The following is a 24,070-nucleotide window of genomic DNA, read 5'->3' on the forward strand; positions in this document are numbered from 1 at the left end:
AGGGTGGCCGTGGTGCAGCGTGGGCTGCACTGTGCAGGTGGCCTTGCCCTGCTGATAGGGAGTGTCTCCGCCTGGGGGTTGCCGACGGCAACCTTTCAGGTCTCAGCATCAGTAGTGGCAGGTTGTGTCGTATCCGGTACCAATACCGGGGTATTCGGCACGCTTAATTTCGGCACACAACCGGGCGTGTCCTCCAGCAGCGTCAGCGCCAGCTATGTGCAAAGCACCACCATCACGCTCGCCTGCACGCCAGGCACCGCTGTCAGCATGAGCATCAACGGCGGCAACAACTACACCGCGACCCGCAACCTCAAACACACCAGCAACACCAATACCGTGGCGTATGGCTTGTACAGCAATGCCGCTCATACCACGGCGATTCCGGTGAACAGCGCCGTTGCGCTGAGCTACAGCAATGCCAATAACATTACGCTGCCTATTTACGGCCTGCTAACGCTACCCGGCCCGACGCGCGCCGGGACGTATACCGATACCTTAACCGTCACCCTGAGCTGGTGACGTTAGTACCATGAAGGATGACAAAATGATGAACCTGCGCGCCCTGATACTCTTGTTATGTGTGGCACTAACACCTGCGGTGAAGGCAGCCAATTCACTGATGGTTTGGCCCATCGATCCGGCCATTGATCCCGAAGAAAAAGCCAGCGAACTGTGGCTGGAGAATCGCGGCAATGCCACCACCATGATGCAGGTACGCATCTTCAGCTGGCAGCAAATCAACGGCCAGGAACAGTATCAAACGCAGCAGCAAGTGGTGGCGAGCCCGCCGATGGTGCGTCTTGAACCGGGACAGAAACAGCTGGTGCGTTTAATCAAGCAAACGCCACCCGCCGCCGGGCGTGAAATGTCGTATCGCGTGGTACTGGATGAAATCCCTACGCCGCGCACGCCGGGGGAAAACCAGGCGGGTCTTACCTTCCAGATGCGCTATTCGGTACCGTTATTCGTCTATGGCAACGGCGTCACGCGCGATACGGCACAACCGCAGTTGAGCTGGCAAGAGGTAAACAGCGGCGGCAAGCGCTGGCTGGAGCTGACCAATCGCGGCAACGGTCACGCGCGATTAAGTAATGTCACCATCGGCGGACGCCGCATGGGTAACGGTTTATTCGGTTACGTGTTGGCCAACAGTAGTCATCGCTGGCCGTTAACCAGCAGCGTGAGCGGTGAACTCTCGGCCGAGATGAATAAAGGCCACTGGAGCAGCGCTGCCGCGCGTTGATGAAGTTTACGCCGCATCCCTGCGCGCTGGCGGTTGCCAGCGTGCTTTGCATCAGCCCGATGATCAGCAGTGCCGAGACCTTCTCTGAGCTGCCGCCACCGCCTGCGCTGGAGAATAGCGCCAGCGGTCAGCAATATATGCTGGAACTGGTGGTGAATCAGGGCGGGCGTGGCGATATCGTACCGGTTGAACGCAAAAACGGTGATTTCTGGCTACGACGCGGGGATTTAGAGCGTGCCGGTATTCCTGCCGAGAAGCTGCAAGGTCAGCAGATCGATGTGAATCAATTAGCCAAAGTGGAGTATGACGAACAGCGCCAACGCCTATTGCTCACGGTACCCGCCGCGTGGCTGCCGGGACAGACCATTGGTCAGCAACAGAACGCACCGCGCTTTCCGGGGCGCGCCAGTAACGGCGCCCTGCTCAACTACGACTTCTACGCCACGCGGACGGATAACGCCGGTTCGCGTCTTTCCAGCTGGAACGAGCTGCGTTTCTTCGGACCGATTGGCCAGTTTTCCACTAACGGCGTGTACGTGCAGCAGCTGGAAGGCGGCGTTTCCGGTCAGCAGGAAGGCTATATTCGTTACGATACCTGGTTTAGCAATGAAAACGAGAACGCGGCTATCAGCTGGCGCGCCGGGGATTTGGTTACCGATGCCCTGAGCTGGAGCAACAGCGTGCGCCTCGGCGGCGTGCAGATTGGGCGTGATTTCAGCGTACGACCCGATCTGGTGACCTATCCTTTGCCGGCGTTTTCCGGCCAGGCGGCAGTCCCCTCCTCGGTCGACCTCTTCATTAACGGCTACCGCAGCGCGCAGGCCGACGTGCAGCCCGGCCCGTGGTCGCTCACTAACGTGCCTTTCGTCAACGGCGCCGGTGATGCGGTGATCACCACCACCGATGCGGTAGGCCGACAAATCACCACCACGCTGCCGTTTTACGTCTCCAGCAGCTTGCTGAAACAAGGGTTATCCGATTATTCGTTCTCCGCCGGTGCGATACGCGAAAATTACGGCGTGCAAAATTTTGATTATGGCGCTGCAGCGGCGAGCGGCTCCTATCGCTATGGCTTAACGGATTGGTTGACGCTGGAAAGCCATGCGGAAGGCAGCAGCAGCGTTGCCATGGGCGGCGCAGGCGGACTGCTGAAGCTCGGCAGCTGGGGGGTGATTAATGGCGCGCTGGCGCAGAGCCAGATGGCTGGTGATCCCGGCACTCAGTACAGCTGGGGTTATCAGTACAACAATAGCTGGTTCAGCCTTGGCACTCAGCACATTCTGCGCACCGCCGATTTCGGCAACCTCGCACTGGTGGGCAGCCGCGGCGACAACGCGAACACCAGCTACTCGCTGTCGCGGCGCAGCGCGCAATACACCGCCAGCGTGTCGCTGAATGATTATGGCAGCCTGGGGCTGGCATATATTGATATCGCTGGCGGCAGCGGCGATCGCACGCGCTTGATGAATCTCTCATGGAGTAAAAATCTGTGGGGCAACAGCAGCGTGTATATCTCCGCCAGCCGCGACCAGCAACAGGGTGACTGGAGCGGCGCGATTTCCCTTGTGATCCCATTTGGTGAGCAGAGCAGCGCATCAGTGAGCATGGAGCGCGATCAGCAAGGCAACAATAATCAGCGCCTGTATGTTTCACGCGCGATGCCAACCGATGGCGGCTTCGCCTATGATGCGGCGTGGGCCAATCAGGGCAGCGACAGCGGCGATTATCGCCAGGCCAGCTTACGCTATCGTAATAATAAAATTGATACCTCCGCCGGTTTTTACGGCGATAACGATAACACCACGCAATGGGCCGATTTCACCGGTTCGCTGGTGTTAATGGATAACCGCGTCTTTGCCGCCAACGACATCAACGATGCGTTCGTCGTGGTGAAAACCGACTATCCGGACGTTACGGTACGTTACGAAAACCAATCGATGGGACGCACAGATAAACAGGGTTATTTGCTGGTTCCGTCCATCAGCAGCTACTACGGCGCGAAATACGACATCGATACGCTCGATCTGCCAGCCGATCGCACTGCGCCAAAGGTCGAACAGCGCTTTGCTGTGAAGCGCAAAAGTGGCTATTTGCTCAATTTCCCGGTGGAGCGTCTGCGCGCTGCCAGCGTCGTGCTACATGACAGCAGCGGGCAGCCGCTGCCGATTTCCAGCCAGGTATTACGTCCTAATCAGGCCACCGAATACGTCGGCTGGGATGGCATTGTGTGGATGGAAGATCTCGGCGCCAGTAATCCGATACATGTGGTTACACCGGATGGACGCAGTTGCAATACGCAGTTGGATATCGCTGACGGCCAGCCAAAAGCGTTGCAAACTTACGGGCCGCTTACCTGCCCGCTGCCGCCGCCAGCGCAAGGTTCTGCGGTGAGTACCGCGGATAATTCACAGTCAGGGATTTCACCATGAAAAGGCTTCTGCTCCTGCTGGTGCTGTTTTTACTGCCAATGACCAGCTTTGCGCTCTGTACCTTATCGGCGCCGACCGCCACATTCGGTTCGGTCACCACTTTCTCCGTGGGTTCAACCGCCAATACCACCTCAAGTACCACCAATGTTAACTGTGGTTCGGGCACGCTTTCGTTGTTGGGTAGCGATAACATTACTTACGCGTTTACCACCGCCTCCAATCTGAGCGGAAACCGTGCAGCGCTGAAAACTGCGGCCAGCGGCACCGACAGCATCCCGATTCAGATGTGCATTGATAGCGCCTGCGCCACCGAATTACAGCAGGGTGGCAGCTATCGCTGGAGCTCAGCGTCCTTGCTCGCACTAGGAAACAGCCTCAACTTCAATATTCCGCTCTTTTTCCGCACCGTGCCCGGACAGGTGGTGGCGGCAGGCACCTATACCACCACCATAACGTTGACGGTAAGTTATACGGTGTGCGCGGGATTAAATGTGGCGGGATTGTGCGTGGGAACCGTGCAAACCAGCACCGGCACGGCAATGCCGATTACGGTTAATCTGGTGATTACCAACGACTGCACCACCATTACCGCACCCGATGTCAGCTTTGGCAGTGCACCGCTGGTGGGGAGTTTTTCTACGGTGCAGCAAACCATTAACGTGGTGTGTTCGAAAGGCAGCACTTATACCGTGGGTTTGAGCAACGGCAGCTACTACAGTGGTACCACGCGCCAGATGGCGAGCGGCACCAATCGGCTGGCTTACGATATCTACAAAGGCACCACCACCACGTCTCGCTGGGGGCCAACCGGCACCGATCGCTGGAGCAGTACCACCTCTACCTCGCTGAATGCGGATACCGTGACGCGTAACTTCACCTATACCGCACAAATTCTCACCACGCAGAATACGCCTGCGGCGGGGAATTATACCGATAGCGTGGTGGTGGATGTGTCGTTTTAGTATGGAGATGGGGATCAGGTCGCCATGAATGGCGACCCTACAATGTATGCATCGGTTTTCGTAGGGTCGCCATTCATGGCGACCAGGTTTACGACGCGCTTAACGAAACGGCGCCGTGACGCGCCTGATACTGCTTCACCATGCGGCCAATCAGCAGCGTACCAATCAATCCGCACACCGCAGCAAACGACAGCCACACGCCCGGCATTGCTTTATCGCCCGTGGCATGAATCAGATAACTCGATACCGCTGGGGTAAAACCGCCAAACAGCGCAGTGGCCAGACTATAAGCCATTGAAAAACCGGTGGCGCGCACCTCGGCTGGCATGATCTCAGCCAGATAGACCACCATGGCACCGTTATAGCTGGCATACAGGAACGATAGCCACAGCTCTGCTTCAACCAGATGGGCGAAGGTCGGCGATCCAACGAGCCAGTGCAGTACCGGCCAGGTGGTAACAATCATCAGTATCGTGAAAATAATCAGCAGCGGGCGACGACCGACGCGATCCGATAGCGCCCCCATCACCGGTAACCAAAACAGGTTGGATATGCCGACAAACAGCGTGACGAGGAAGCTCTGTTTGTCGCTCATCATCAGCACGGTTTTGCCAAAAGTGGGCGTGAAGGCGGTGATCATGTAGAACATCACGGTGGTGGTCACCACCATTAACATGCCCGCCAGCACCAGCGCCCAGTTTTGACCTACTGAACGTACGATCTGGCTCATTGAGGGATGATGCTTACGCTGGCTAAACGCTTCCGTCTCTTCCAGCATGCGGCGGATATAGAACAGGAATGGCACAATCATACAGCCCACTACGAACGGAATACGCCAGCCCCATTCTGTGACGGCGTCTTTCGCCAGCAGGTGGTTTAATCCCAGGCCAAGCAGCGCGGCGAAGATCACCGCCACCTGCTGGCTGCCCGATTGCCAGCTAACATAAAAGCCTTTGCGCCCTTTCGGTGCCACTTCGGCCAGGTAAACCGATACGCCGCCCAATTCAACGCCGGCGGAGAAGCCCTGCAATAAGCGTCCCAGCAAAATTAAAATCGGCGCGGCGGCACCCAGCGTGGCATAGCCAGGCACCAGCGCGATGGTTAACGTCCCGATCGCCATCAAACCCAGCGTCAATAGCAGGCCTTTGCGACGCCCGTGATGATCGATGTAGGCACCGAGAATGATTGCTCCCAACGGGCGCATCAGGAAGCCGGCACCGAAGGTCATCAGCGTGAGCATCAAAGAGGCAAAGGGATCATCACCGGGGAAAAAGGTTTTGGCGATCGCCGTGGCGTAATAGCCAAATACCATGAAATCGTACATCTCAAGGAAGTTACCGCTGGTAACGCTAAAGATGGTTTTGGCACCGCCCTGCGACGACTTTTGTAAAGAGTGACTTGAGCTCATATTGTCCTTCCTGGTTTTTCTTCCGTTTTAACGTGCTAAGCCAGGAATAGATGTGATCTTCTTCACCATTGCAGTTTACAAAAATGAGACCAAAAGTAACAAGAAATTAACAAGTTGAGTGCGGGACATAAAAAAAGGCCGCCATGAATGGCGACCCTACGAGAAGGTTGGGTGAGATTAACTTACTTCTTCACCGTTTCCATGCCCATCAACCCAATTTTCAGGTAACCGGCTTCGCGCAGCTGATCCATTACGCTCATCAGCGTGGCGTAATCCACGGATTTATCCGCCTGGAAGAAAATGGTGGTGTCTTTGTTGCCTTCTGTTTGAGCCGTCAGCGCATTTACCAGCGTCTCTTTCGTCACCGCATCGTTACCGATATAAATCTGCTTGTCTTCCTTGATGGAGAGATAAACCGGTTTTTCCGGACGCGGCTGAGGCGCGCTGGTGGAAGCGGGCAGATTCACGCGTACATCCACCGTCGCCAATGGCGCGGCAACCATAAAGATGATCAGCAAAACCAACATGACGTCGATAAACGGCGTCACGTTGATTTCATGCATTTCGCCATCGCCTACCGAATCATCGTTTAAACGCATCGCCATAATACTTATCCTACGCGCAGTTTCTGTGCCGCTGCCGGACGGTTGGCTTCTTTTGCGGTATCAACGTTGCCGAGGTCAAGGTCGCGGCTCTGCAGCAGCATGACCTGAGCGGCCACATCGCCCAGCGAGGCTTTGTAGCTGGCAATCATACGTGCGAAGACGTTATAGATAACCACCGCAGGAATCGCCGCAACCAGACCAATGGCGGTTGCCAGCAGCGCTTCCGCGATACCCGGCGCAACCACAGCAAGGTTGGTGGTTTGCGTTTTAGCGATACCGATGAAGCTGTTCATGATGCCCCATACGGTACCGAACAGGCCGATAAACGGTGCGACCGAACCGATGGTGGCGAGGAAGCCATTGCCGCGACCGGCATGACGGCTGAAGGCCGCAACGCGACGGTCCAGACGGAAGCTGGTGCGCTCTTTAATGCCGTCGAGATCTTCAGTGCCGGCTGACAGCTCCAGCTCATTCTGCGCATCATTGAGCAACACAGCGCTGTGGCTGTTGCCTTTGAAGTTTTCAGCAGCACGGTACGCATCGTTTAACGATCGGGCTTCGCCCAGCGCCTGCTGTTCGCGCTTCAGGCGACGTTTCGCCCCGCTCAGCTCAGCAAACTTACCGAAGAAAATCGCCCAGGTGACGACAGACGCCATTAACAGGCCAATCATCACAATCTTTACCACGATATCGGCATGCTGATACATGCCCCAAACGGAGAGATCCGTTTGCATCAAATCACTGGCTACCACGCTGCATCTCCAACTTCTGTTGCACAGTTCACGATTGAAGCGCGGATCATAGCAAAAAAAGCGCCCGAAGTGATAGTGGTTCTCATTACTATTTACAAAGCAAAGGTGTCATTTATTTCCACCATTTAGCTGACGTTATGCGCAATACTGGCCTCACTCTGATAATCCGCATTCAGGCTCAACCCACTACGCTGATTCGTGGTAACGTGGATGTTTTGTGGGAAATGTCAGGTAAGGCAGTGATGGCAACGAAAAAAATAGACACCACGCTTGTCAGCGCGGGACGCAGCAAACGTTACACTCAGGGCTCAGTTAACAGCGTGATTCAACGCGCTTCCTCACTGGTTTTTGATACGGTCGCCGACAAAAAACGCGCCACCGCCGGTCGCGCTAAAGGCGAACTGTTTTATGGCCGTCGCGGCACCCTCACCCATTTCTCGCTGCAGGATGCCATGACCGAGCTGGAAGGCGGCGCGGGTTGTGTGCTCTATCCCTGTGGTGCCGCAGCGGTATCGAATGCCATCTTGTCCTTCGTGGAAGCCGGTGACCATATTCTGGTAAGCGGTGCGGTCTACGAACCGACGCAGGATTTCTGCTCAAAAATTCTTAGCAAGCTGAATGTCGCTACCACCTATTTCGATCACTGCATCGGCAGCGAAATCGGTGAGCTGGTTCAGCCTAATACGCGCGTTGTCTTCCTCGAATCGCCGGCTTCTATCACCATGGAAGTGCAGGATATCCCGGCGATTGTGGCTGCGGTGCGCGCGAAAGCGCCAGACGCGGTCATCATGATCGATAATACCTGGGCGGCGGGCGTATTGTTTAACGCGCTGGAGCATGGCATTGATATTTCGATCCAGGCCGGCACCAAATACATTATTGGGCACAGCGATGCGATGATTGGCACCGCGGTGGCGAATGAGCGCTGCTGGGCGCAGCTGCGCGAGAATTCGTATCTGATGGGCCAGATGGTCGATGCCGATACCGCCTATATGGCGAGCCGAGGCCTGCGTACGCTGGGGACGCGCCTGCGTCAGCACGAAGAGAGCGGATTGCAGGTAGCCGAGTGGCTGGCCGCGCAGCCGGAAGTGGCGCGCGTTAATCACCCGGCGCTGGCCCAGTGTAAAGGCCACGCATTCTGGCAGCGCGACTTCAGCGGCAGCAGCGGTCTGTTCTCTTTCATCCTGCATGAAAAATTAAGTCGTGAGCAGCTGGCAAACTACCTCGATCACTTCCACCATTTCAGCATGGCTTATTCATGGGGCGGCTATGAATCACTGATTCTGGCCAATCAGCCTGAGGAACTGGCGGCGATTCGTCCGGCGGGTGGCGTCGATTTTGACGGCACCTTAGTCCGTTTGCACATCGGCCTTGAGCATGTGGATGACCTGCTGGATGACTTAAAAGCCGGCTTTGCTCGCTTAAAAAATTAAACAGAACATAAACCACGCTGTGGTGACGATGAGAGATCAACGAATGCCATGCCACAGAAGGTTAAAATAGAATCCTTGTGACTCGATGGAATAGCTGATGGGTGTTTTACATGAGATTGTCCAGGCGCTTTGGCATCAGGATTTTGCCGCGCTGGGTAATCCGGATGTCGTGTGGATTGTCTACGGCGTGATGTTTTTGACGCTGTTTCTGGAAAACGGTTTATTGCCCGCCTCGTTTCTGCCGGGTGACAGCTTGCTGTTACTGGCGGGTGCGATGGTGGCGAAAGGTGTGATGGATTTCGTGCCGACCATTGTGATTCTAACCACTGCAGCCAGCCTTGGCTGCTGGCTGAGCTATCTGCAAGGCCGCTGGCTGGGTAACACCAAACTGGTGAAAAGCTGGTTATTGCATTTACCGGCGCAATATCACCAGCGCGCGTGGAATATGTTTGATCGTCATGGCCTGATGGCGCTGCTGGTGGGCCGCTTCCTCGCCTTTGTGCGCACGCTGCTGCCGACCATGGCGGGTATTTCGGGTTTGAAAAACGGCCGCTTTCAGCTGTTTAACTGGCTCAGCGGCCTACTGTGGGTGGGGATTGTGGTGACGTTGGGCTACGGCATCAGCCACGTGCCTTTTATCAAGCGCCACGAAGATCAGGTGATGGCTATCCTGATGATCCTGCCCATCGCGCTGCTGTTTATCGGCCTTGCCGGCAGCATTGTGGTGATTTGGAAAAAACGCCGCCAGAAAGTCTCGTGATTACGACGCGGCGTCAAACGGTAATACCGGTACGGTTTGACGCACGCGGCTCGCCTCCTCTCCCGGCGTCACGCCGAAATAGCGCTTAAATTCCCGCGAAAATTGCGACGGGCTTTCATAGCCCACGCGCACCGCTGCCGCGCTGGCTTTCATGCCATCCTGCAGCATCATCAGACGCGCCTGATGCAGGCGATAGCGTTTGAGATACTGCAGCGGCGAAGTTTGCGTTACCGCTTTGAAGTTGTGATGAAATGCCGAAATGCTCATGTTCACCTCGGCCGCCAGCATGTCCACGCTGAGGCTTTCGGCAAAGTTGTTTTCGATGCGACGTAACGCGCGAGCAATTTGGCTGAACTGCGTCTGACGATTCACCAGCGACAGCAGCGCGCCGCCAATGGGACCGATTAATACGTAATAGATGATTTCGCGGACCAGCTGCGGGCCGAGCACGCGGGCATCACGCGGATTGTTCATGACATCCAGCAAGCGCTCAGCGGCGCAGAGCATCTCATCACTCATGAACGCCGAGTGAATACCTGACGTTTGCGCCTGCGGCTGGAACTGCTCGTCATCACCAATATCCATCAGCAAATCCTGCAGACTGGCGATATCGACGCTCAAACACATGCCCGCCAGCGGCTCTTCCAGCGTGGCTTCGGTTTCACACTCCACCGGCAGCGGCACGGTGAGCATCAAATATTTGGTGGCATCGTAGTGAAAGACGGTGCTGCCGAGATAACCGGTTTTGCGCCCCTGAAAAAGAATCACAATGCCGGGCTGATACATCATTGGCGTACGCGGCAAGGTTTCGCAGGCATAGATTAACCGCACGTTTTCTACTGCGCACAGCGGCTTATTCAGGTCGCTCATCAAAGCAACCACGCGCTGCGCCAGCTGGCGACAAAGGACGTCGTTGGACATGGTTCTCTCACTGGCAGCCAAAAACGCAGTGTGCCGTAACGCTGCTCAAAACTCCATCATGCCGGAGAATCAGGCAAGATTTTTGCAGAAATCGCCCAGGCAAAAGTGCTGCTCGCTTGCCACAATGATCCGCAGGCAAGGTTTGTTGACTAGACTTAAGCACATCTTTTCTACGGTAAGTCACTGCAACTGATAAGGAGCAATTATGGCAGAGCAACCCATCATTAAATTGCGCGACGGCAACATGATGCCGCAGCTTGGCCTTGGCGTTTGGCAAGCAAGCATTGAAGATGCGCGCAACGCGATACTGGAAGCGTTGAAAGTCGGCTATCGCTCCATCGATACCGCGGCCATCTATAAAAATGAGGAAGCGGTAGGACAGGCGCTGCAGGATACTGACGTGGCGCGCGAAGACATTTTTATCACCACCAAGCTGTGGAATGACGACCAAACCAACTGGCAGCAGGCGATAGAAACCAGCCTGCAAAAGTTACAGCTGGAGCAGGTCGATTTGTATCTGATGCACTGGCCGTGCCCGGAGAAAGATAACTACGTCGACGCCTGGAAAGGGATGATTGAGCTGCAGCAGCAGGGCTTAACCAAAAGCATCGGCGTGTGTAATTTCCACGAGACGCATCTCAAGCGTTTGATCGACGAAACCGGCGTAACACCGGTGGTGAACCAGGTGGAGCTGCATCCAATGCTGCAACAGCGCACGCTGCATGCGTGGAATGCGCTGCACCAGATTCAAACCGAATCCTGGAGTCCGCTGGCGCAGGGCGGCAAAGGCGTGTTTGATCAGGAGATCATCCGCGAGCTGGCGAAGAAGTACGGTAAGACGCCCGCACAGATCGTTATCCGCTGGCATCTGGATAGCGGTTTAGTGGTGATTCCTAAGTCGATCACCCCGGAACGTATCCGCGAGAATTTCCAGGTGTTTGATTTCAGGTTAGATAAGACCGAGGTGAGTGAGATCAGTAAGCTGGATAGCGGGAATCGTCTGGGACCGGATCCGGATGCGTTTAACGGCTAGCGTTTTGAAAAGGTCGCTATTCATGGCGACCCTACGGTGCGCATACATGCGCACCGTTTTAATTAAGACGTAGGATTCACCAATAACTGCCCCGCCGTACCGCGATCCGCCATCTCTAGCGCCTGGCTGTAATAGACAAACGGGAAGTGATCCGACGAACTCTGCGGGAAGCTCACCAGCAGCTCAACGCTGCCATCCACCCACACCGTATCTTTCCAGCCGCGATCTTCACCCATCGGCTGCGCACCATTCACATTCTTAATCAGGAACATCACGCCCTGAATATGCAGTGATTGCGGACGATCGGCGTGAATAATCCAGCGCTCAAACGTACCCTGCTGCACGGTGGTGTCAATTCGATTCATATCCCACAGCACGCCGTTAATACCCGGCTCGCTGTCACCAATGCGGAATTCACGCGTGCGTACCGCTACGCCGTCGAGAATCTGATCCGCCAGCAAACGCATTGGCAAATTATCCGTCACCAGTGGCAACAAACCGGTTGGGCGCAAGCTTAGCACCAGCGTGTTGGTCAGAATTGAGGATGGCTCAAACAGGCCGCGCAGGCGATCCATAATGCCCGCCGCCGTGCCGGCCGTAATCGAGACTTCATCCCCCTGCGACATGTCTACCAACACTTCGCGACGTTCGCCCGGCGCCAGTGACAGCAGCTGTACCGCAACCGGTGCAGGCAAGAACCCTTGATCGCTGGCGATTACCGTAAAGGGACGATTATCGGAGAAGCTAAGATCGAAACGGCGCGCGTTCGAGCCATTTAGCAGGCGCAGGCGCACCCAGCCGCGAGACACTTCCACATAGGGATTTTGTACCCCATTCACCAGCAGCACGTCGCCAATAAAACCGCCGTTGGACGGTGGGTTGTAAACCGGCGTGGCGAAATTATCGAGGCGCTTGTCCTGAATGATCAGCGGGAAATCATCGACACCGTAATGCTTCGGCAAAGGCAACGACTTGCTGACATCATCTTCAACCAGCCACATGCCTGCCAGGCCATTATAGACGTGCGGCGCCATGCGGTTTGGCGTGTTGGCGTGATACCACAGCGTGCCTGCACCCTGGCGAATCGGCAGCACTGGCGCCCAATCCGCGCCGGCGGACATCAGGCGCGGTGCGCCGCCCATCAAGGCGCCAGGCACCTGCAAACCGCTAACGGTCATGGATACCGGCTCGTTGAGGCGGTTGCTGTAAATCAGCTTCACATCATCGCCGCTGTAAACGCGCACCGTTGGGCCGAGGTACATACCGTTAATGCCCCACACCGGAACTTTGTTACTGTTGCCGCTAAATGACCAGTGGCTGCGCTGCAAGGTTAAAAACAGCGGCTGTCCGCGACGTGATTCAATCAGCGGAGGAATCGGAAGCGGCGTGTCGCCGATGGGCGCGGCAGCGCGGGCGGCGTAAGGCATAGCACCGGAAGCCAGTGCGATACCGGCAGATAGCTGAATAAACTGACGTCTGCTGCAAGACATAAAACTTCAGACCTTTTGAGCGTGGCGTGAAGACGCCGTGTCCATGTTGTTCTAATTAATTATTAGTTGCTGTGCTGCTTGAGAACGGGGCAGATGATCATCTGCCCCATTTTTGCTGGTCAGAGTTTACCGTTTTTTTCGCGCTCGGCGACTTCAGCGTTCAATTCTTCCAGTTTAGCCGACATTAATTCACGGCAGTGCGTGGCGAGCTTGCGCACCGAGGTGGTGGCAAACTGCGACGTATCGACCGGCGGCAGCATCTCAACAATCACCAGGCCGTTATTCCAGCGGTTCAGTTTGATCTTGTCATGAGTGTTGGAGACCACGATCGGAATGATCGGTACGCCAGCCGCCACCGCCGCATGGAACGCGCCGGTTTTGAACGGCAGCAGACCACGACCACGGCTGCGCGTCCCTTCCGGGAACATCCAGAACGAGATGCGCTTTTTGTTGAACTGATTGACCAGCTCACTGATGGTGCCGTGCGCTTTTGAGCGATTATCCCGATCAATCAGCAAGTTACCGGTTAGCCAATACAGCTGGCCAAAAAACGGAATCCACAGCAGGCTTTTCTTGCCGACGGTGACCGTTGTTGGCTGCACAATTTTGGCTGCGGTGATCATGTCGTAGTTGTTCTGATGGTTGGCGATGTAGATCGCGTTTCCGTAATGCGCGGCTTCTGGCGGCTTACGCAATTCCACTTTGACGCCAAACACCGTCGACAGACGACCCAGCATATGGCCGAACGTCGCCACGTGACGCGGATTACGCGGTGAAAACAGACACCAGATAATGCCGATAATACTCACCACAATCGAATAAACAATAACAATAATTGCGCGTAAAATTAGTAACATAGATTCCTCAAATTGGGCATTCCATCCCCTGAACTAAAGCGTTACTCTTCGCTCGCGTCGGCTTTTGGACGCGCTGGTGCATTCACTTCTACGCTATCGATGCGTTGCAGCCCGCGCGCGATGCTGCCGCGACGACCGCGATCTGCACGTACTTTCTGCAGATCTTCATCACGCATAATCAGCTTACGTTTGCCGACATAGACGGTGATGGAAGCGCCCGGCGGCAGAATCAGCAGCCACTGGAGTTTGTCGGTGCCGGCAGCGATATCCGCTGACGGAATCGAGATGATTTTGTTGCCCTTGCCTTTCGACATTTGCGGCAGATCGCCGACCGGGAACATCAACATCCTTCCAGCCTGGGTAATCGCCAGCAGCATGTCATCGCCGGAATGCACCGCCATTGGCGTCATCACTTTAGCGTTTTCCGGCAGCGTCAGCAGCGCTTTACCGGCGCGATTGCGCGAAACCAGGTCGGCAAAGGTACAGATAAAGCCGTAGCCCGCATCTGATGCCATCAGCAGTTTCTGATCGTCGGGTTCCATCAGCACCTGCTCAATCACCGCGCCCGGCGGTGGCGTCAGTTTGCCGGTAAGCGGCTCGCCTTGCCCGCGTGCTGACGGCAAGGAGGTGGGATCCAGCGTATAGCTGCGTCCGGTGGAGTCGATAAAGGCCACCGGCTGATTACTCTTACCGCGCGCGGCAGCCAGATAGCTGTCACCCGCTTTGTAGCTCAAGCCCGCGGGATCGATATCGTGGCCTTTGGCGCTGCGCACCCAGCCCATCTGCGACAGCACGATAGTGACCGGCTCGGCGCTCACCAGCTCGGTTTCGCTTAGCGCTTTCGCCTCTTCACGTTCGCGCAGCGGTGAACGGCGATCGTCGCCGTAGGTTTGGCTATCGGCCAGCAGCTCTTTCTTCATCAGGTTGCTCATCTTGCGCTCGGACGCCAGAATCGCCTGCAGCTGGTCACGCTCTTTTTCCAGTTCCGCTTGCTCACCGCGAATTTTCATCTCTTCCAGTTTGGCGAGATGACGCAGTTTTAACTCAAGAATGGCTTCGGCCTGGGTTTCGCTGATCTCAAAGCGCGACATCAGCACCGGCTTCGGCTCATCCTCATTACGAATGATGTGGATCACTTCATCAATGTTGAGGAAAGCCACCAACATACCTTCAAGGATATGCAGGCGGCGCAACACGCGATCCAGGCGATAGTTGAGGCGGCGCGTCACGGTCGCGCGACGATACACCAACCATTCCGACAGGATTTCCAGCAGGTTTTTCACTGCCGGACGGTTATCCAGCCCAATCATATTCAGGTTAACGCGATAGCTTTTTTCCAGATCGGTGGTGGCAAACAGATGATTCATCACCTGCTCCAAATCAACACGATTGGAGCGCGGCACAATCACCAGTCGCGTCGGGTTCTCGTGGTTAGATTCATCGCGCAGATCTTCCACCATCGGCAACTTCTTGTTGCGCATCTGGTTAGCGATTTGCTCCAGCACGCGCGCGCCAGAAACCTGATGCGGCAGCGCGGTGATCACCACGTCGCCATCTTCCTTTTTCCACACCGCACGCTGGCGAATGGAACCGCGACCGCTTTCATAGATCTTACGGATTTCGCTGCGTGGCGTGATGATTTCGGCCTCGGTCGGATAATCCGGGCCTTGCACAATCTCCAGCAGCTCATTCAGCGTGGTATTCGGGCTATCGATCAGTTTAACCGCGGCTTCAGCCACTTCGCGCAGGTTGTGCGGCGGAATGTCGGTTGCCATACCCACGGCAATGCCGGTGGTGCCGTTCAGCAGAATGTTGGGCAGGCGTGCCGGCAACATTTTCGGTTCCTGCAAGGTACCGTCAAAGTTGGGGATGTAATCAGACGTGCCCTGACCGAGTTCACCCAGCAGGATTTCAGCGTATTTTGACAGGCGCGATTCGGTGTAACGCATCGCGGCGAAAGATTTCGGATCGTCGGGTGCGCCCCAGTTTCCCTGGCCATCTACCAGCGGATAGCGATAGGAGAACGGCTGCGCCATTAACACCATCGCTTCATAGCAGGCGCTGTCGCCATGCGGATGGTATTTACCCAGCACGTCACCCACGGTACGCGCCGATTTTTTGAATTTGGCACTGGCATTCAGGCCCAATTCCGACATGGCATACACAATGCGGCGCTGCACTGGCTTGAGACCGTCGCCGATATACGGCAACGCACGGTCCATGATCACGTACATGGAGTAGTTCAGGTACGCGTTTTCCGTAAACTTGTGCAGGGCTAGACGCTCTGCACCATCCTGCGTCAATTCGCTCATTAAGATCGCATCCTCACTTCGTGGCCCGCAACGACGGGTCATCCGGCGCTCATTTGGCGAGGATATTACCTTATTCGTGCGATTTAGTCACAAAGAAGCCGGTGCAGCGAAAAGATTCCTGCGGCGCTAAATAACGTGATATCGCTTAGAAAAATAAAAGGGGATGCGAGCGACATCACACTTAATATCGCCAATGTTATGTGAGCAAGCTCGCAATTAATTTCCTTTCTCGTTTTGCATATTAATTATGTCCTGTCACGCGGACAACATTTAGTATTGTTGCTTACGCCTGACTCTCCTAAATTCATACTCCACAAGACCCACACTTTTGCGCTTCTGATTTCTGGCATGGAATAAATATAAACATCACGTCGCCATTAACGTATTGCCAAAATAAGGGTGAACGCATGCAAATACTGACTTCACGACAACACCGATTAGTAAAATTGCTGCTGCATCATGCCGCTCCGCAGCCCAGTAAAGCGTTAGCGTTACAGCTTGGCGTGTCTGAGAAAACCATTCAGCGCGATTTACAGTGGCTTGAGAGCTGGCTCAGCAACTGGTCGCTGCAGCTGGAAAAAATGCCGGGACGCGGCGTACGCCTGCGGGTGGATGATATCCAACTGCGCTTGCAGCTTGAGCAGCAGCTTACCAGCGATGAGAGCAGCGCCGAAGCGCTCAGCCACAATAGCCGAAGAGTGAAGATTGCCTCGCAGTTATTGAGTGATGCGCCGCGCGCCACCTCAATCAGCAAGCTTTCGGAACGCTACTTTATTAGCCATGCGTCTATCGTGAACGATCTGAAGGTGATTGAAGAGTGGCTGCAACCGCTGGGGTTAACTTTACAGCGCGGCCCCAGCGGCACCCATATTGAAGGCAATGAGCAGATGCTACGCCAGGCGATGGTGTCGCTGATTAATGATGTGATGCAGCAAAATGTCGCTGGTACACCGCTGCTGCCGCGGCTCGATCCCGGTAGTCAGCAGGCGCTGGTGCACTATTTTGGTGATGAAGATGTGGCGTTTGTGCAGCGGCTCCTAAAGCACATGGAGCAGCAGCTGAGTTATCCGCTGGGCGATGCGTGGTATCTCAACCTGTGCACTCATATTCTGATCATGATGCATCGAATGGCGCAGGGTAATGCACTGGCGCTGGAAACGCTAACCAGCGCGCACGATCTCGATCAGCGCATTCTCACTATTGCGCAGCACATGGTGACGCAGATTGAGCAACGGATGTGCTGCGCGCTGCCAGCGGATGAAGTGGGCTTTATTTATCAATATATCGTTTCGTCCGGCATTGTCGTGGAAGAACGCGGTGACAATACGCCGCTACATAATCAATTTTCCACTGCGGAATCAGTAAAAATCACCTGTGAATTGATCGATCGCTTTTCATCTTTTATTCAGCAGGATTTAGCGCAAGACCGTTTATTATTTGAAGGATTATTGGTTCATATAAAGCCCTTATTAAATCGACTCAAATACCATATTCATATTCGTAATCCGCTGCTGGAGGATATTCAGCAGGAAATGAAAGAAATATTTTCTCTGACTAAACAGGCGATGCAATTAACAGCGCGCAGCCAGGGACTTTCATCGGTGGCGGATGACGAAATAGGCTATTTGTGTGTGCACTTCCAGGCCGCGCTGGAGCGGCAAATCGCCCATAAACGCATCCTGGTGGTGTGCTCCAGCGGGGTGGGAACATCGCATTTGCTCAAGAGCCGCATCCTGCGCGCCTTCCCGGATTGGGAAATTGTTGGCGTGGTATCGGCCAGCAATCACGCGGCTTTCTGCCAGCACCAAACGGTGGATCTGGTGATTACCACCATTCACCTCAACGCCGCGGCAATTCCGTCGGTGTATGTCAGTGCCTTCTTTAACGATGACGATATTCGGCGGGTGACTGACGCCATGATTGGCAGCCAGCTACCTGACGGCGCGTCCTGCGCGTTGGCTGAACATTAATTGAATGAGGATTCACCATGGATATTTCCCGCATTCTCACGCCACGCCGCGTTAACCTGGCGCTAACCGCCACCAGCAAAGAAGAAGCAATTCATGAGCTGACCGATTTGCTCTACCACGATGGTGCCATCAGCGATCGCGCCGCATTTATCGAAGATGTCTGGCTGCGCGAGGCCGAAGGTTCCACCGGCTTCGAAAATCACATCGCCATCCCGCACGGTAAATCTGCGGCGGTGAAGCACACCACGCTTGCCATCGGCCGCACCCAGCACGACATTCCGTGGGAAACGCTGGATGGCAGCCAGGTGCGCTGCATCATCCTGTTCGCCGTGCGGCTGGAAGATCAGAACACCACCCATATTCGCCTGTTGTCGCAGGTGGCCAGCGCGCTGGCCGATGATGAGGTGATAGCCCAACTGCTGGTAGAAAACGATCCCAGCAATATCATCCGGCTGTTTAGTCAGTACGCCGAAACCGATCTCTGTTAACACCCTAACGCTTTGAGGTGACACATGAATATCGTCTGTGTAGCAGCCTGCACGGCAGGCATCGCGCATACCTATATTGCGCGCGAGAAACTGATCAAAGGCGCGCACGCGCTGGGCCACACCATCCACGTGGAAACGCAGGGCACTATTGGCACCGAAACCGCGCTGACGCAGGAGGACATTGCCGCCGCTGACGTGGTGATCCTTGCGGTCGACGTGAAGATCAAAGGCGAAGAGCGCTTCCAGGGCAAACCCATTGTGCGAGTGAAAACCGAAGTGGTGATTAAGTCACCGGTGAAATTCCTCGAAAAAGTGGCGGATTCACTGGCGCGCGCCTGAGGAGATCCATCATGAGTGATAACAAACGTCAGTACGGTCAGGAGATCAAAGGCCATCTGCTCACCGGTATTTCCTGGATGATCCCGCTGATCGTCGCCGCCGGGATCTGTATCGCCCTTGGGCAGGTGATCGGCGGGCCGGACGTCGGCAAACATACCGGCACCCTCGCCTGGATGCTTAATCAGATCGGCGGCTGGGGCATGGGCCTGATCGTACCGCTGATCAGCGCGGCGATCGCCTATTCGATCGCCGATCGTCCCGGCTTTGCGCCCGGCCTGATCGTCGGCTTTATCTGCGGTCAGATCGGCACCGGTTTTATTGGCGGCATTTTCGGGGGTTTCCTCGTCGGTTACACGGTGCTGCTGCTGCGCCGCACCATCAGGCTGCCGAAATCAATGCAGGGATTAATGCCGATTATGGTGCTGCCGGTGCTCAGCACCGTTATTGCCGGGCTACTGATGATGACCTTTATCGGCCAGCCGATTGTCTGGCTGCAAAAGGCGCTGATTGCGCTGCTGGAATCGATGCAGGGCGGCTCGAAGTTTGTGATGGGCGCGATTCTAGGCGCGATGGCCACCTTCGACTTCGGCGGACCGGTGAACAAAACCATGTCGCTGTTCGCCGACGGCATGCTGGTTGACGGCATTTACGGGCCGGAAGCGGTGAAGTTTGTCGGCTCAATGATTCCACCATTCGGTATCACGCTGTCGTATCTGCTGAGCCGCAACAAGTACACCAAAGCGGAAAAAGAGGCGCTGAAAGCCGCCTTCCCGATGGGCATCTGCATGATTACCGAAGGAGTGATTCCGATTGCAGCACGTGACCTGTTCCGCGTGGTCGGCAGCTGTGTTGTGGCCTCGGCCATCGCCGGTGGGTTGATTATGGTGTGGGGCGTGGGCGCGCCGGTGCCGCACGGCGGGATGTTTGTGGTGCCGCTGTTCAATAAACCCTGGCTGTTCTGCTTAGCGCTCGGCATCGGCACCACGGTGTGCGGCGTGATGCTGTCGGTGCTGAAAAAACCGGTTACCCAGGCGGATGAAGAGTTCGATGACGTGGAAGCACCCGGCGTCCGCGATGAAGAGATCAAATTCACTCTGGAATAAGGAGCCACTATGTTTGCCATGATGAATGACCTGATTCAGGCCGCTGCCCAACAGCGCTACGCGGTGCTGGCGATCAACTGCTTCAACCTTGAAACCGCGCGTGCCGCCATTCAGGCCGCTGAGCAGCAGCGTGCCCCGCTTATTCTGAATGTTTACCAGGGACATAGCGCGCACTTTCCGCCGGCGATTGCGGTGCCATTGGTAAAAGCGCTGGCCGAATCGGCTCGCGTGCCGGTGGCGCTGGCGCTCGATCACGGCAAAGCGTTTTCGCTGATTGGTCAGGCATTTCGCGCCGGTTTTACCGGACTGATGATTGATGCTTCATCTGAACCGCTGGCAGAAAACATTCGCCAGACTGCCGCCGTGGTGAAGATGGCACATACCGCGGGCGTTTGCGTGGAAGGCGAGCTCGGACATATCGCTGATGCGCCGACCTATGAACTGGCCGATGCCTCGGTGAAGATGACGCAGGTGGCGGACGTGCTGCCGTTTATCGAACAAACCCATATCGATCTGCTGGCGATTTCGGTCGGCACGGCGCACGGACTTTATCCGGCTGGGGTGAAGCCGAAGATCGATTTCCAGCGCTTAGAGGAGTTGCACGCGGTCTCCACCCGGCCGCTGGCGCTGCATGGCGGTTCAGGCACGCCCGCGGAGGATATTCGTCGCGTGAGCGAGTTTGGCGTCGCCAAGATCAATGTCGGTGCGGCGGTGTTTGAAGGCGGAAAAAGGGCCGTCGAACAGGCGCTAAAGCATCCCCACGCCGAGTTAGCCGATCTGCTTGGGCTCATGGAATCTGCCTGCCGTGAGGTGGTGGCTGAGTATCTGAGCTGGTCGGGATCGGCGGGCAAGGTTTAGCCATCAGTTGATTGGCGGTCGCCATGAATGGCGACCCTACATCGCATTATCAATTTCACATTCATATCCATCATCGGGTCGGCGCGCGCGTCGGCTCCGGTAAACATCACGCTGAGGAAAAATTAACATGTTGATTTCAATGAAAGAAATGTTGGCACCGACTCGTGAACACCGCTACGCGATTGGCGCATTTAACGTGGCGGACAGCTGCTTTATTCGCGCGGTAGTCGAAGAAGCCGAAGCCACGCATACGCCAGCCATCATCTCCATCCACCCGAGCGAGCTGGAGTTTGTCACTGACGAATTCTTTGGCTATGTGCGTGAACGTACGCTCAAGAGCAAGGTGCCTTTCACTATCCACCTCGATCACGGCGCCTCCATCGCTCAGGTGCTGCGCGCCATTCAGTGCGGTTTCACCTCGGTGATGATCGATGGTTCCCTGCTGCCTTATGAAGAGAACGTGGCGCTGACTAAAGAGGTGGTGAAGCTGGCGCATTCTGTAGGCGTTTCGGTAGAAGGTGAACTGGGCACCATCGGCGATACCGGAACGTCGGTAGAAGGCGGCGTGAGTAAGGTGATCTACACCGAACCGGCGCAGGCGGAAGATTTTGTACAGCGCACCGGCGTGGATACGCTGGCGGTGGCGATCGGCACCGCGCACGGCATCTACCCGAAAAATATGAAGCCAGAATTGCAGATGCATATCCTGAAAGACATTTCGCAGCGCCTCACCATCCCGCTGGTGCTACACGGCGGTTCGGCCAATCCAGATGCAGAGATCGCCGAAGCGGTGACGCTGGGCGTGGGTAAAATCAATATCTCTAGCGACATGAAATACGCCTACTTCGCTAAGCTGCGTGAGATTCTGGCGCGCGAAACCTGGTGGGATCCCAACGTGATTTACCCCGATGCCATCACTGCCGCGAAGGAAGTCATTCGCTACAAAATGAATCTGTTTGGTGGGTTGGGTAAGGCGAGTTTGTACTGATCGTTCTGCTACCTTGCGCAATAAATTGCGCTGCTACAGAAAATGCGAGTGTAGCGGCGCGGTTTATCGCGCATTTTTTTGCCATTCCGCTTGCTCGGATTGTTTCATAACCTGCCGCATTATTGCTTTTTTGGCAAAAGTGTTGTGATCAACCACGCATTTTTCTCTTTCCTGCGCGCGCGTAGAGTGTGCGCCATCAACGAGAAACGGAGCGAGTTATGAGCAATATTTTAATTATCGACGGCGGCAAAACCTTCGCCCATTCGAAAGGCGAGCTGAACCACACTTTGACAGAAGTTGCTGCCAGCCAGCTGCGCGACCTTGGCCACCAGGTGCAAGTGACCATTGCCGACAGCGATTATAACGTGGCAGAAGAAGTGCAAAAGTACCTCGATAGCGATGTGGTGATCTATCAGATGCCGGGTTGGTGGATGGGTGAGCCGTGGACCGTAAAAAAATACATCGATGATGTCTTCACCGAAGGTCACGGTTCACTGTATGCCAGCGATGGTCGTACGCGCAGCGATGCCGGTAAAAAATACGGTTCTGGCGGGTTAATCCAGGGCAAAAAATATATGCTGTCATTGACCTGGAATGCGCCGCTGGAAGCCTTTAACGATCCAGAGCAGTTCTTCGAAGGCGTTGGCGTGGATGGTTTATATCTGCACTTCCACAAAGCCAATCAGTTCCTGGGGATGGACGCTTTGCCGACCTTTATCTGTAATGATGTGATTAAAATGCCGGACGTGCCGCGCGATATTGAACGTTATCGGACTCATCTCAGCCAGATTTTTGCTTAACTGTAAGCACCCAGGGAAAAGAGGAAGCACTATGTTAACCGTCGTTGCAGAAATTTGTGTGAAACCAGGCCGCCGCAAGGTCGTGCTGGATGCCATCAACAAACTGATTCCTACCGTGCTGGAAGAAGAGGGATGCCATCAATACGATGCACTCGTCGACCACCAGGCGCAGGTGCCGTGGAAACAGAATTCGCCTGACTCTATTTTTATGCTGGAACAGTGGGAATCACTGCGTCATCTCGAGCAGCATCAGCAGATGCCGCACATGGATGCTCATCGCTCAGTGATTAAAGACGACGTGGTGGATGTGAAAATCCTCGTGCTGGAACCCGTGGGCTAATGCGCTTAGGCCTCTGCCCGGTGCAGAGGCTTTTTACTAAAGTAGCTGATTTTCTTCAATCTTCTCACGCAGAAAATCGAGAAAGCAGGTAATGCGCGACGTCAGAGATTGATTGCGGTAATAGACAGCATGAATCGGTAGACGAAGCTCACGCGTCTCCTGCTCCAGTACCTGCACCAGCTTTCCTCGCTCACGATCCTCACGACTGACAAAATCCGATAATCGTGCAATGCCCTGCCCGGCCAACGCCAGCTGACGTAACGTTTCGCCGCTTGACGCCGAGAGCGTCGGTTTTATCTGCAAAAACTCGCCTTCGCGCTGCCATACCGGCCAGATGTTATGCGCATCCAGCTGGCTAAAACCGAGCAGCTGGTGGCTGGACAACGCGGCAACGCTCTCCGGTGCGCCATGCTGTTGCAAATAAGCCGGGCTGGCCACTAAACGCGTGGCGCTGCTGCCCAGCACGCGAGCGCGTAGCGTTGAATCACGCAGTTCCCCCACACGAATGGCAATATCGGTTTGCTGCTCCAGCAGATCGATCATGATGTCGTCGGTATTCAGTTCCAGCAGGATTTGTGGATAACGCTGACGGAATTCAGCCACCAGCGGCACAATCACATGCAGCATAAACGGCGCGTTGGCGTTAACCCGTAATCTTCCGGATGGGATCTCACGGCGCTGGGCGATCTGCTCTTCGGCTAGCTCGACGGCGGAGAGGATCTGGCGCGCATGATCGAGAAAAATCAAGCCTTCTTCCGTGAGCGCAAGGCGACGGGTAGTACGATGTAAAAGCGTGGTTTGTAACTTACCTTCGAGGCGGCTCAGCGCCCGACTGATACCTGAACTGGTTTGATCAAGCTGATCGGCGGCAGCGGTAATCGATCCGCTATCCACTACCGCGACCCAGGCGCGTAACTCTTCCAGTGTGATTTTCACGTTCCCTTCCCCGGCGAATAGCAAAATAATAAAGGACGCCGCA

General features: G+C 55.4%; 23 protein-coding genes. 15 read left to right on the top strand and 8 right to left on the bottom strand.

The annotated features are described in order from the left end of the window. The first annotated feature begins 3 nt into the window (after positions 1 to 3). Genes AC07WB_RS16315 through AC07WB_RS16330 form a run of 4 tightly spaced genes read left to right on the top strand, consistent with a single transcriptional unit; the run spans position 4 to position 4,634 of the window. On the top strand, positions 4 to 519 hold the full coding sequence (locus AC07WB_RS16315; RefSeq protein WP_400458313.1) for a Csu type fimbrial protein: 516 nt from the start codon (positions 4 to 6) through the stop codon (positions 517 to 519). Between the two features lie 25 nt (positions 520 to 544). Next, positions 545 to 1,243 carry a fimbrial biogenesis chaperone gene (locus tag AC07WB_RS16320; RefSeq protein ID WP_176519149.1) on the top strand — a complete coding sequence of 233 codons (699 nt, stop codon included), beginning with the start codon at positions 545 to 547 and terminating at the stop codon, positions 1,241 to 1,243. After that, the gene (locus AC07WB_RS16325) at positions 1,243 to 3,672 is read left to right on the top strand and encodes a fimbria/pilus outer membrane usher protein (RefSeq protein WP_097096009.1); all 2,430 of its coding nucleotides are present in this window, start codon (positions 1,243 to 1,245) and stop codon (positions 3,670 to 3,672) included. Before AC07WB_RS16320 ends, AC07WB_RS16325 begins: the two co-directional genes overlap by 1 nt. Beyond that, positions 3,669 to 4,634 (top strand): Csu type fimbrial protein, encoded by a 966-nt coding sequence (locus AC07WB_RS16330; protein WP_400458312.1) that lies wholly within the window; start codon positions 3,669 to 3,671, stop codon positions 4,632 to 4,634. Before AC07WB_RS16325 ends, AC07WB_RS16330 begins: the two co-directional genes overlap by 4 nt. Positions 4,635 to 4,722: 88 nt before the next feature. On the opposite strand, the gene AC07WB_RS16335 is transcribed toward AC07WB_RS16330, so the two are convergent. The 3 genes from AC07WB_RS16335 to exbB form a co-directional block, all read right to left on the bottom strand. After that, positions 4,723 to 6,042: an MFS transporter gene (locus tag AC07WB_RS16335; protein WP_097096007.1), complete on the bottom strand. Its 1,320-nt coding sequence runs from the start codon at positions 6,040 to 6,042 to the stop codon at positions 4,723 to 4,725. A 182-nt stretch (positions 6,043 to 6,224) separates the two neighbouring features. Further along, a complete protein-coding gene (gene exbD, locus AC07WB_RS16340; protein ID WP_097096006.1) occupies positions 6,225 to 6,647 on the bottom strand; it encodes a TonB system transport protein ExbD in 423 nt (140 codons plus the stop codon). 5 nt (positions 6,648 to 6,652) lie between these two features. Beyond that, entirely contained in the window at positions 6,653 to 7,381 is a 729-nt protein-coding gene (gene exbB / locus AC07WB_RS16345; protein WP_176519207.1) for a tol-pal system-associated acyl-CoA thioesterase, read from the bottom strand. A gap of 260 nt (positions 7,382 to 7,641) precedes the next feature. Here exbB and metC point away from each other — a divergent pair, with 260 nt between their 5' ends. Next, complete coding sequence (metC, locus tag AC07WB_RS16350; RefSeq protein ID WP_494940854.1) at positions 7,642 to 8,832, top strand: cystathionine beta-lyase; 1,191 nt, start codon at positions 7,642 to 7,644, stop codon at positions 8,830 to 8,832. Positions 8,833 to 8,929: 97 nt separating this feature from the next. After that, positions 8,930 to 9,592 carry a DedA family protein gene (locus AC07WB_RS16355; RefSeq protein WP_097096003.1) on the top strand — a complete coding sequence of 221 codons (663 nt, stop codon included), beginning with the start codon at positions 8,930 to 8,932 and terminating at the stop codon, positions 9,590 to 9,592. On the opposite strand, the gene AC07WB_RS16360 is transcribed toward AC07WB_RS16355, so the two are convergent. Continuing rightward, entirely contained in the window at positions 9,593 to 10,513 is a 921-nt protein-coding gene (locus AC07WB_RS16360; RefSeq protein WP_097096002.1) for an AraC family transcriptional regulator, read from the bottom strand. It abuts the gene before it with no gap. 205 nt (positions 10,514 to 10,718) lie between these two features. On the opposite strand from AC07WB_RS16360, the gene dkgA reads away from it, so the two are divergent. Further along, the gene (gene dkgA, locus AC07WB_RS16365; protein WP_097096001.1) at positions 10,719 to 11,546 is read left to right on the top strand and encodes a 2,5-didehydrogluconate reductase DkgA; all 828 of its coding nucleotides are present in this window, start codon (positions 10,719 to 10,721) and stop codon (positions 11,544 to 11,546) included. Between the two features lie 62 nt (positions 11,547 to 11,608). Here the strand turns inward: dkgA and ftsP are convergent, their stop codons facing one another. From ftsP to parC, 3 genes are all read right to left on the bottom strand, one after another. Beyond that, a complete protein-coding gene (gene ftsP / locus AC07WB_RS16370) occupies positions 11,609 to 13,036 on the bottom strand; it encodes a cell division protein FtsP (protein ID WP_097096000.1) in 1,428 nt (475 codons plus the stop codon). 119 nt (positions 13,037 to 13,155) lie between these two features. Then, a complete protein-coding gene (locus AC07WB_RS16375) occupies positions 13,156 to 13,893 on the bottom strand; it encodes a 1-acylglycerol-3-phosphate O-acyltransferase (protein ID WP_097095999.1) in 738 nt (245 codons plus the stop codon). Positions 13,894 to 13,934: 41 nt separating this feature from the next. After that, positions 13,935 to 16,205: a DNA topoisomerase IV subunit A gene (gene parC / locus AC07WB_RS16380; protein WP_097095998.1), complete on the bottom strand. Its 2,271-nt coding sequence runs from the start codon at positions 16,203 to 16,205 to the stop codon at positions 13,935 to 13,937. Between the two features lie 407 nt (positions 16,206 to 16,612). Here parC and AC07WB_RS16385 point away from each other — a divergent pair, with 407 nt between their 5' ends. From AC07WB_RS16385 to AC07WB_RS16420, 8 genes are all read left to right on the top strand, one after another. Then, positions 16,613 to 18,175, top strand: coding sequence for a BglG family transcription antiterminator (locus AC07WB_RS16385; protein ID WP_494940855.1), 1,563 nt, complete (start codon positions 16,613 to 16,615; stop codon positions 18,173 to 18,175). Positions 18,176 to 18,192: 17 nt separating this feature from the next. Next, entirely contained in the window at positions 18,193 to 18,663 is a 471-nt protein-coding gene (locus AC07WB_RS16390) for a PTS sugar transporter subunit IIA (protein ID WP_097095996.1), read from the top strand. Positions 18,664 to 18,687: 24 nt separating this feature from the next. Beyond that, on the top strand, positions 18,688 to 19,002 hold the full coding sequence (locus AC07WB_RS16395; RefSeq protein ID WP_008103372.1) for a PTS fructose transporter subunit IIB: 315 nt from the start codon (positions 18,688 to 18,690) through the stop codon (positions 19,000 to 19,002). 11 nt (positions 19,003 to 19,013) lie between these two features. Further along, positions 19,014 to 20,105, top strand: coding sequence for a PTS fructose transporter subunit IIC (locus tag AC07WB_RS16400; RefSeq protein ID WP_097095994.1), 1,092 nt, complete (start codon positions 19,014 to 19,016; stop codon positions 20,103 to 20,105). A 9-nt stretch (positions 20,106 to 20,114) separates the two neighbouring features. Then, positions 20,115 to 20,963 carry a class II fructose-bisphosphate aldolase gene (locus AC07WB_RS16405; RefSeq protein WP_494940856.1) on the top strand — a complete coding sequence of 283 codons (849 nt, stop codon included), beginning with the start codon at positions 20,115 to 20,117 and terminating at the stop codon, positions 20,961 to 20,963. A gap of 127 nt (positions 20,964 to 21,090) precedes the next feature. Further along, positions 21,091 to 21,951 carry a ketose-bisphosphate aldolase gene (locus AC07WB_RS16410; protein ID WP_097095992.1) on the top strand — a complete coding sequence of 287 codons (861 nt, stop codon included), beginning with the start codon at positions 21,091 to 21,093 and terminating at the stop codon, positions 21,949 to 21,951. Positions 21,952 to 22,169: 218 nt separating this feature from the next. Beyond that, positions 22,170 to 22,751: an NAD(P)H-dependent oxidoreductase gene (locus AC07WB_RS16415; protein WP_345828263.1), complete on the top strand. Its 582-nt coding sequence runs from the start codon at positions 22,170 to 22,172 to the stop codon at positions 22,749 to 22,751. Positions 22,752 to 22,782: 31 nt separating this feature from the next. Next, positions 22,783 to 23,091, top strand: coding sequence for a putative quinol monooxygenase (locus AC07WB_RS16420; protein WP_097095990.1), 309 nt, complete (start codon positions 22,783 to 22,785; stop codon positions 23,089 to 23,091). A 36-nt stretch (positions 23,092 to 23,127) separates the two neighbouring features. Here the strand turns inward: AC07WB_RS16420 and AC07WB_RS16425 are convergent, their stop codons facing one another. Further along, positions 23,128 to 24,027: a LysR substrate-binding domain-containing protein gene (locus AC07WB_RS16425; RefSeq protein ID WP_097095989.1), complete on the bottom strand. Its 900-nt coding sequence runs from the start codon at positions 24,025 to 24,027 to the stop codon at positions 23,128 to 23,130. Positions 24,028 to 24,070 lie beyond the last annotated feature (43 nt).

Source organism: Pantoea sp. GW821-FHT03E06 (genome assembly GCF_059420725.1).

Bases quoted from the DNA above. Each gene is read 5' to 3' on its own strand.
- AC07WB_RS16320 (WP_176519149.1), top strand. From the start codon at position 545: ATGATGAACCTGCGCGCCCTGATACTCTTGTTATGTGTGGCACTAACA.
- AC07WB_RS16325 (WP_097096009.1), top strand. From the start codon at position 1,243: ATGAAGTTTACGCCGCATCCCTGCGCGCTGGCGGTTGCCAGCGTGCTT.
- AC07WB_RS16330 (WP_400458312.1), top strand. From the start codon at position 3,669: ATGAAAAGGCTTCTGCTCCTGCTGGTGCTGTTTTTACTGCCAATGACC.
- AC07WB_RS16335 (WP_097096007.1), bottom strand. From the start codon at position 6,042: ATGAGCTCAAGTCACTCTTTACAAAAGTCGTCGCAGGGCGGTGCCAAA.
- exbD (WP_097096006.1), bottom strand. From the start codon at position 6,647: ATGGCGATGCGTTTAAACGATGATTCGGTAGGCGATGGCGAAATGCAT.
- exbB (WP_176519207.1), bottom strand. From the start codon at position 7,381: ATGCAAACGGATCTCTCCGTTTGGGGCATGTATCAGCATGCCGATATC.
- metC (WP_494940854.1), top strand. From the start codon at position 7,642: ATGGCAACGAAAAAAATAGACACCACGCTTGTCAGCGCGGGACGCAGC.
- AC07WB_RS16355 (WP_097096003.1), top strand. From the start codon at position 8,930: ATGGGTGTTTTACATGAGATTGTCCAGGCGCTTTGGCATCAGGATTTT.
- AC07WB_RS16360 (WP_097096002.1), bottom strand. From the start codon at position 10,513: ATGTCCAACGACGTCCTTTGTCGCCAGCTGGCGCAGCGCGTGGTTGCT.
- dkgA (WP_097096001.1), top strand. From the start codon at position 10,719: ATGGCAGAGCAACCCATCATTAAATTGCGCGACGGCAACATGATGCCG.
- ftsP (WP_097096000.1), bottom strand. From the start codon at position 13,036: ATGTCTTGCAGCAGACGTCAGTTTATTCAGCTATCTGCCGGTATCGCA.
- AC07WB_RS16375 (WP_097095999.1), bottom strand. From the start codon at position 13,893: ATGTTACTAATTTTACGCGCAATTATTGTTATTGTTTATTCGATTGTG.
- parC (WP_097095998.1), bottom strand. From the start codon at position 16,205: ATGAGCGAATTGACGCAGGATGGTGCAGAGCGTCTAGCCCTGCACAAG.
- AC07WB_RS16385 (WP_494940855.1), top strand. From the start codon at position 16,613: ATGCAAATACTGACTTCACGACAACACCGATTAGTAAAATTGCTGCTG.
- AC07WB_RS16390 (WP_097095996.1), top strand. From the start codon at position 18,193: ATGGATATTTCCCGCATTCTCACGCCACGCCGCGTTAACCTGGCGCTA.
- AC07WB_RS16395 (WP_008103372.1), top strand. From the start codon at position 18,688: ATGAATATCGTCTGTGTAGCAGCCTGCACGGCAGGCATCGCGCATACC.
- AC07WB_RS16400 (WP_097095994.1), top strand. From the start codon at position 19,014: ATGAGTGATAACAAACGTCAGTACGGTCAGGAGATCAAAGGCCATCTG.
- AC07WB_RS16405 (WP_494940856.1), top strand. From the start codon at position 20,115: ATGTTTGCCATGATGAATGACCTGATTCAGGCCGCTGCCCAACAGCGC.
- AC07WB_RS16410 (WP_097095992.1), top strand. From the start codon at position 21,091: ATGTTGATTTCAATGAAAGAAATGTTGGCACCGACTCGTGAACACCGC.
- AC07WB_RS16415 (WP_345828263.1), top strand. From the start codon at position 22,170: ATGAGCAATATTTTAATTATCGACGGCGGCAAAACCTTCGCCCATTCG.
- AC07WB_RS16420 (WP_097095990.1), top strand. From the start codon at position 22,783: ATGTTAACCGTCGTTGCAGAAATTTGTGTGAAACCAGGCCGCCGCAAG.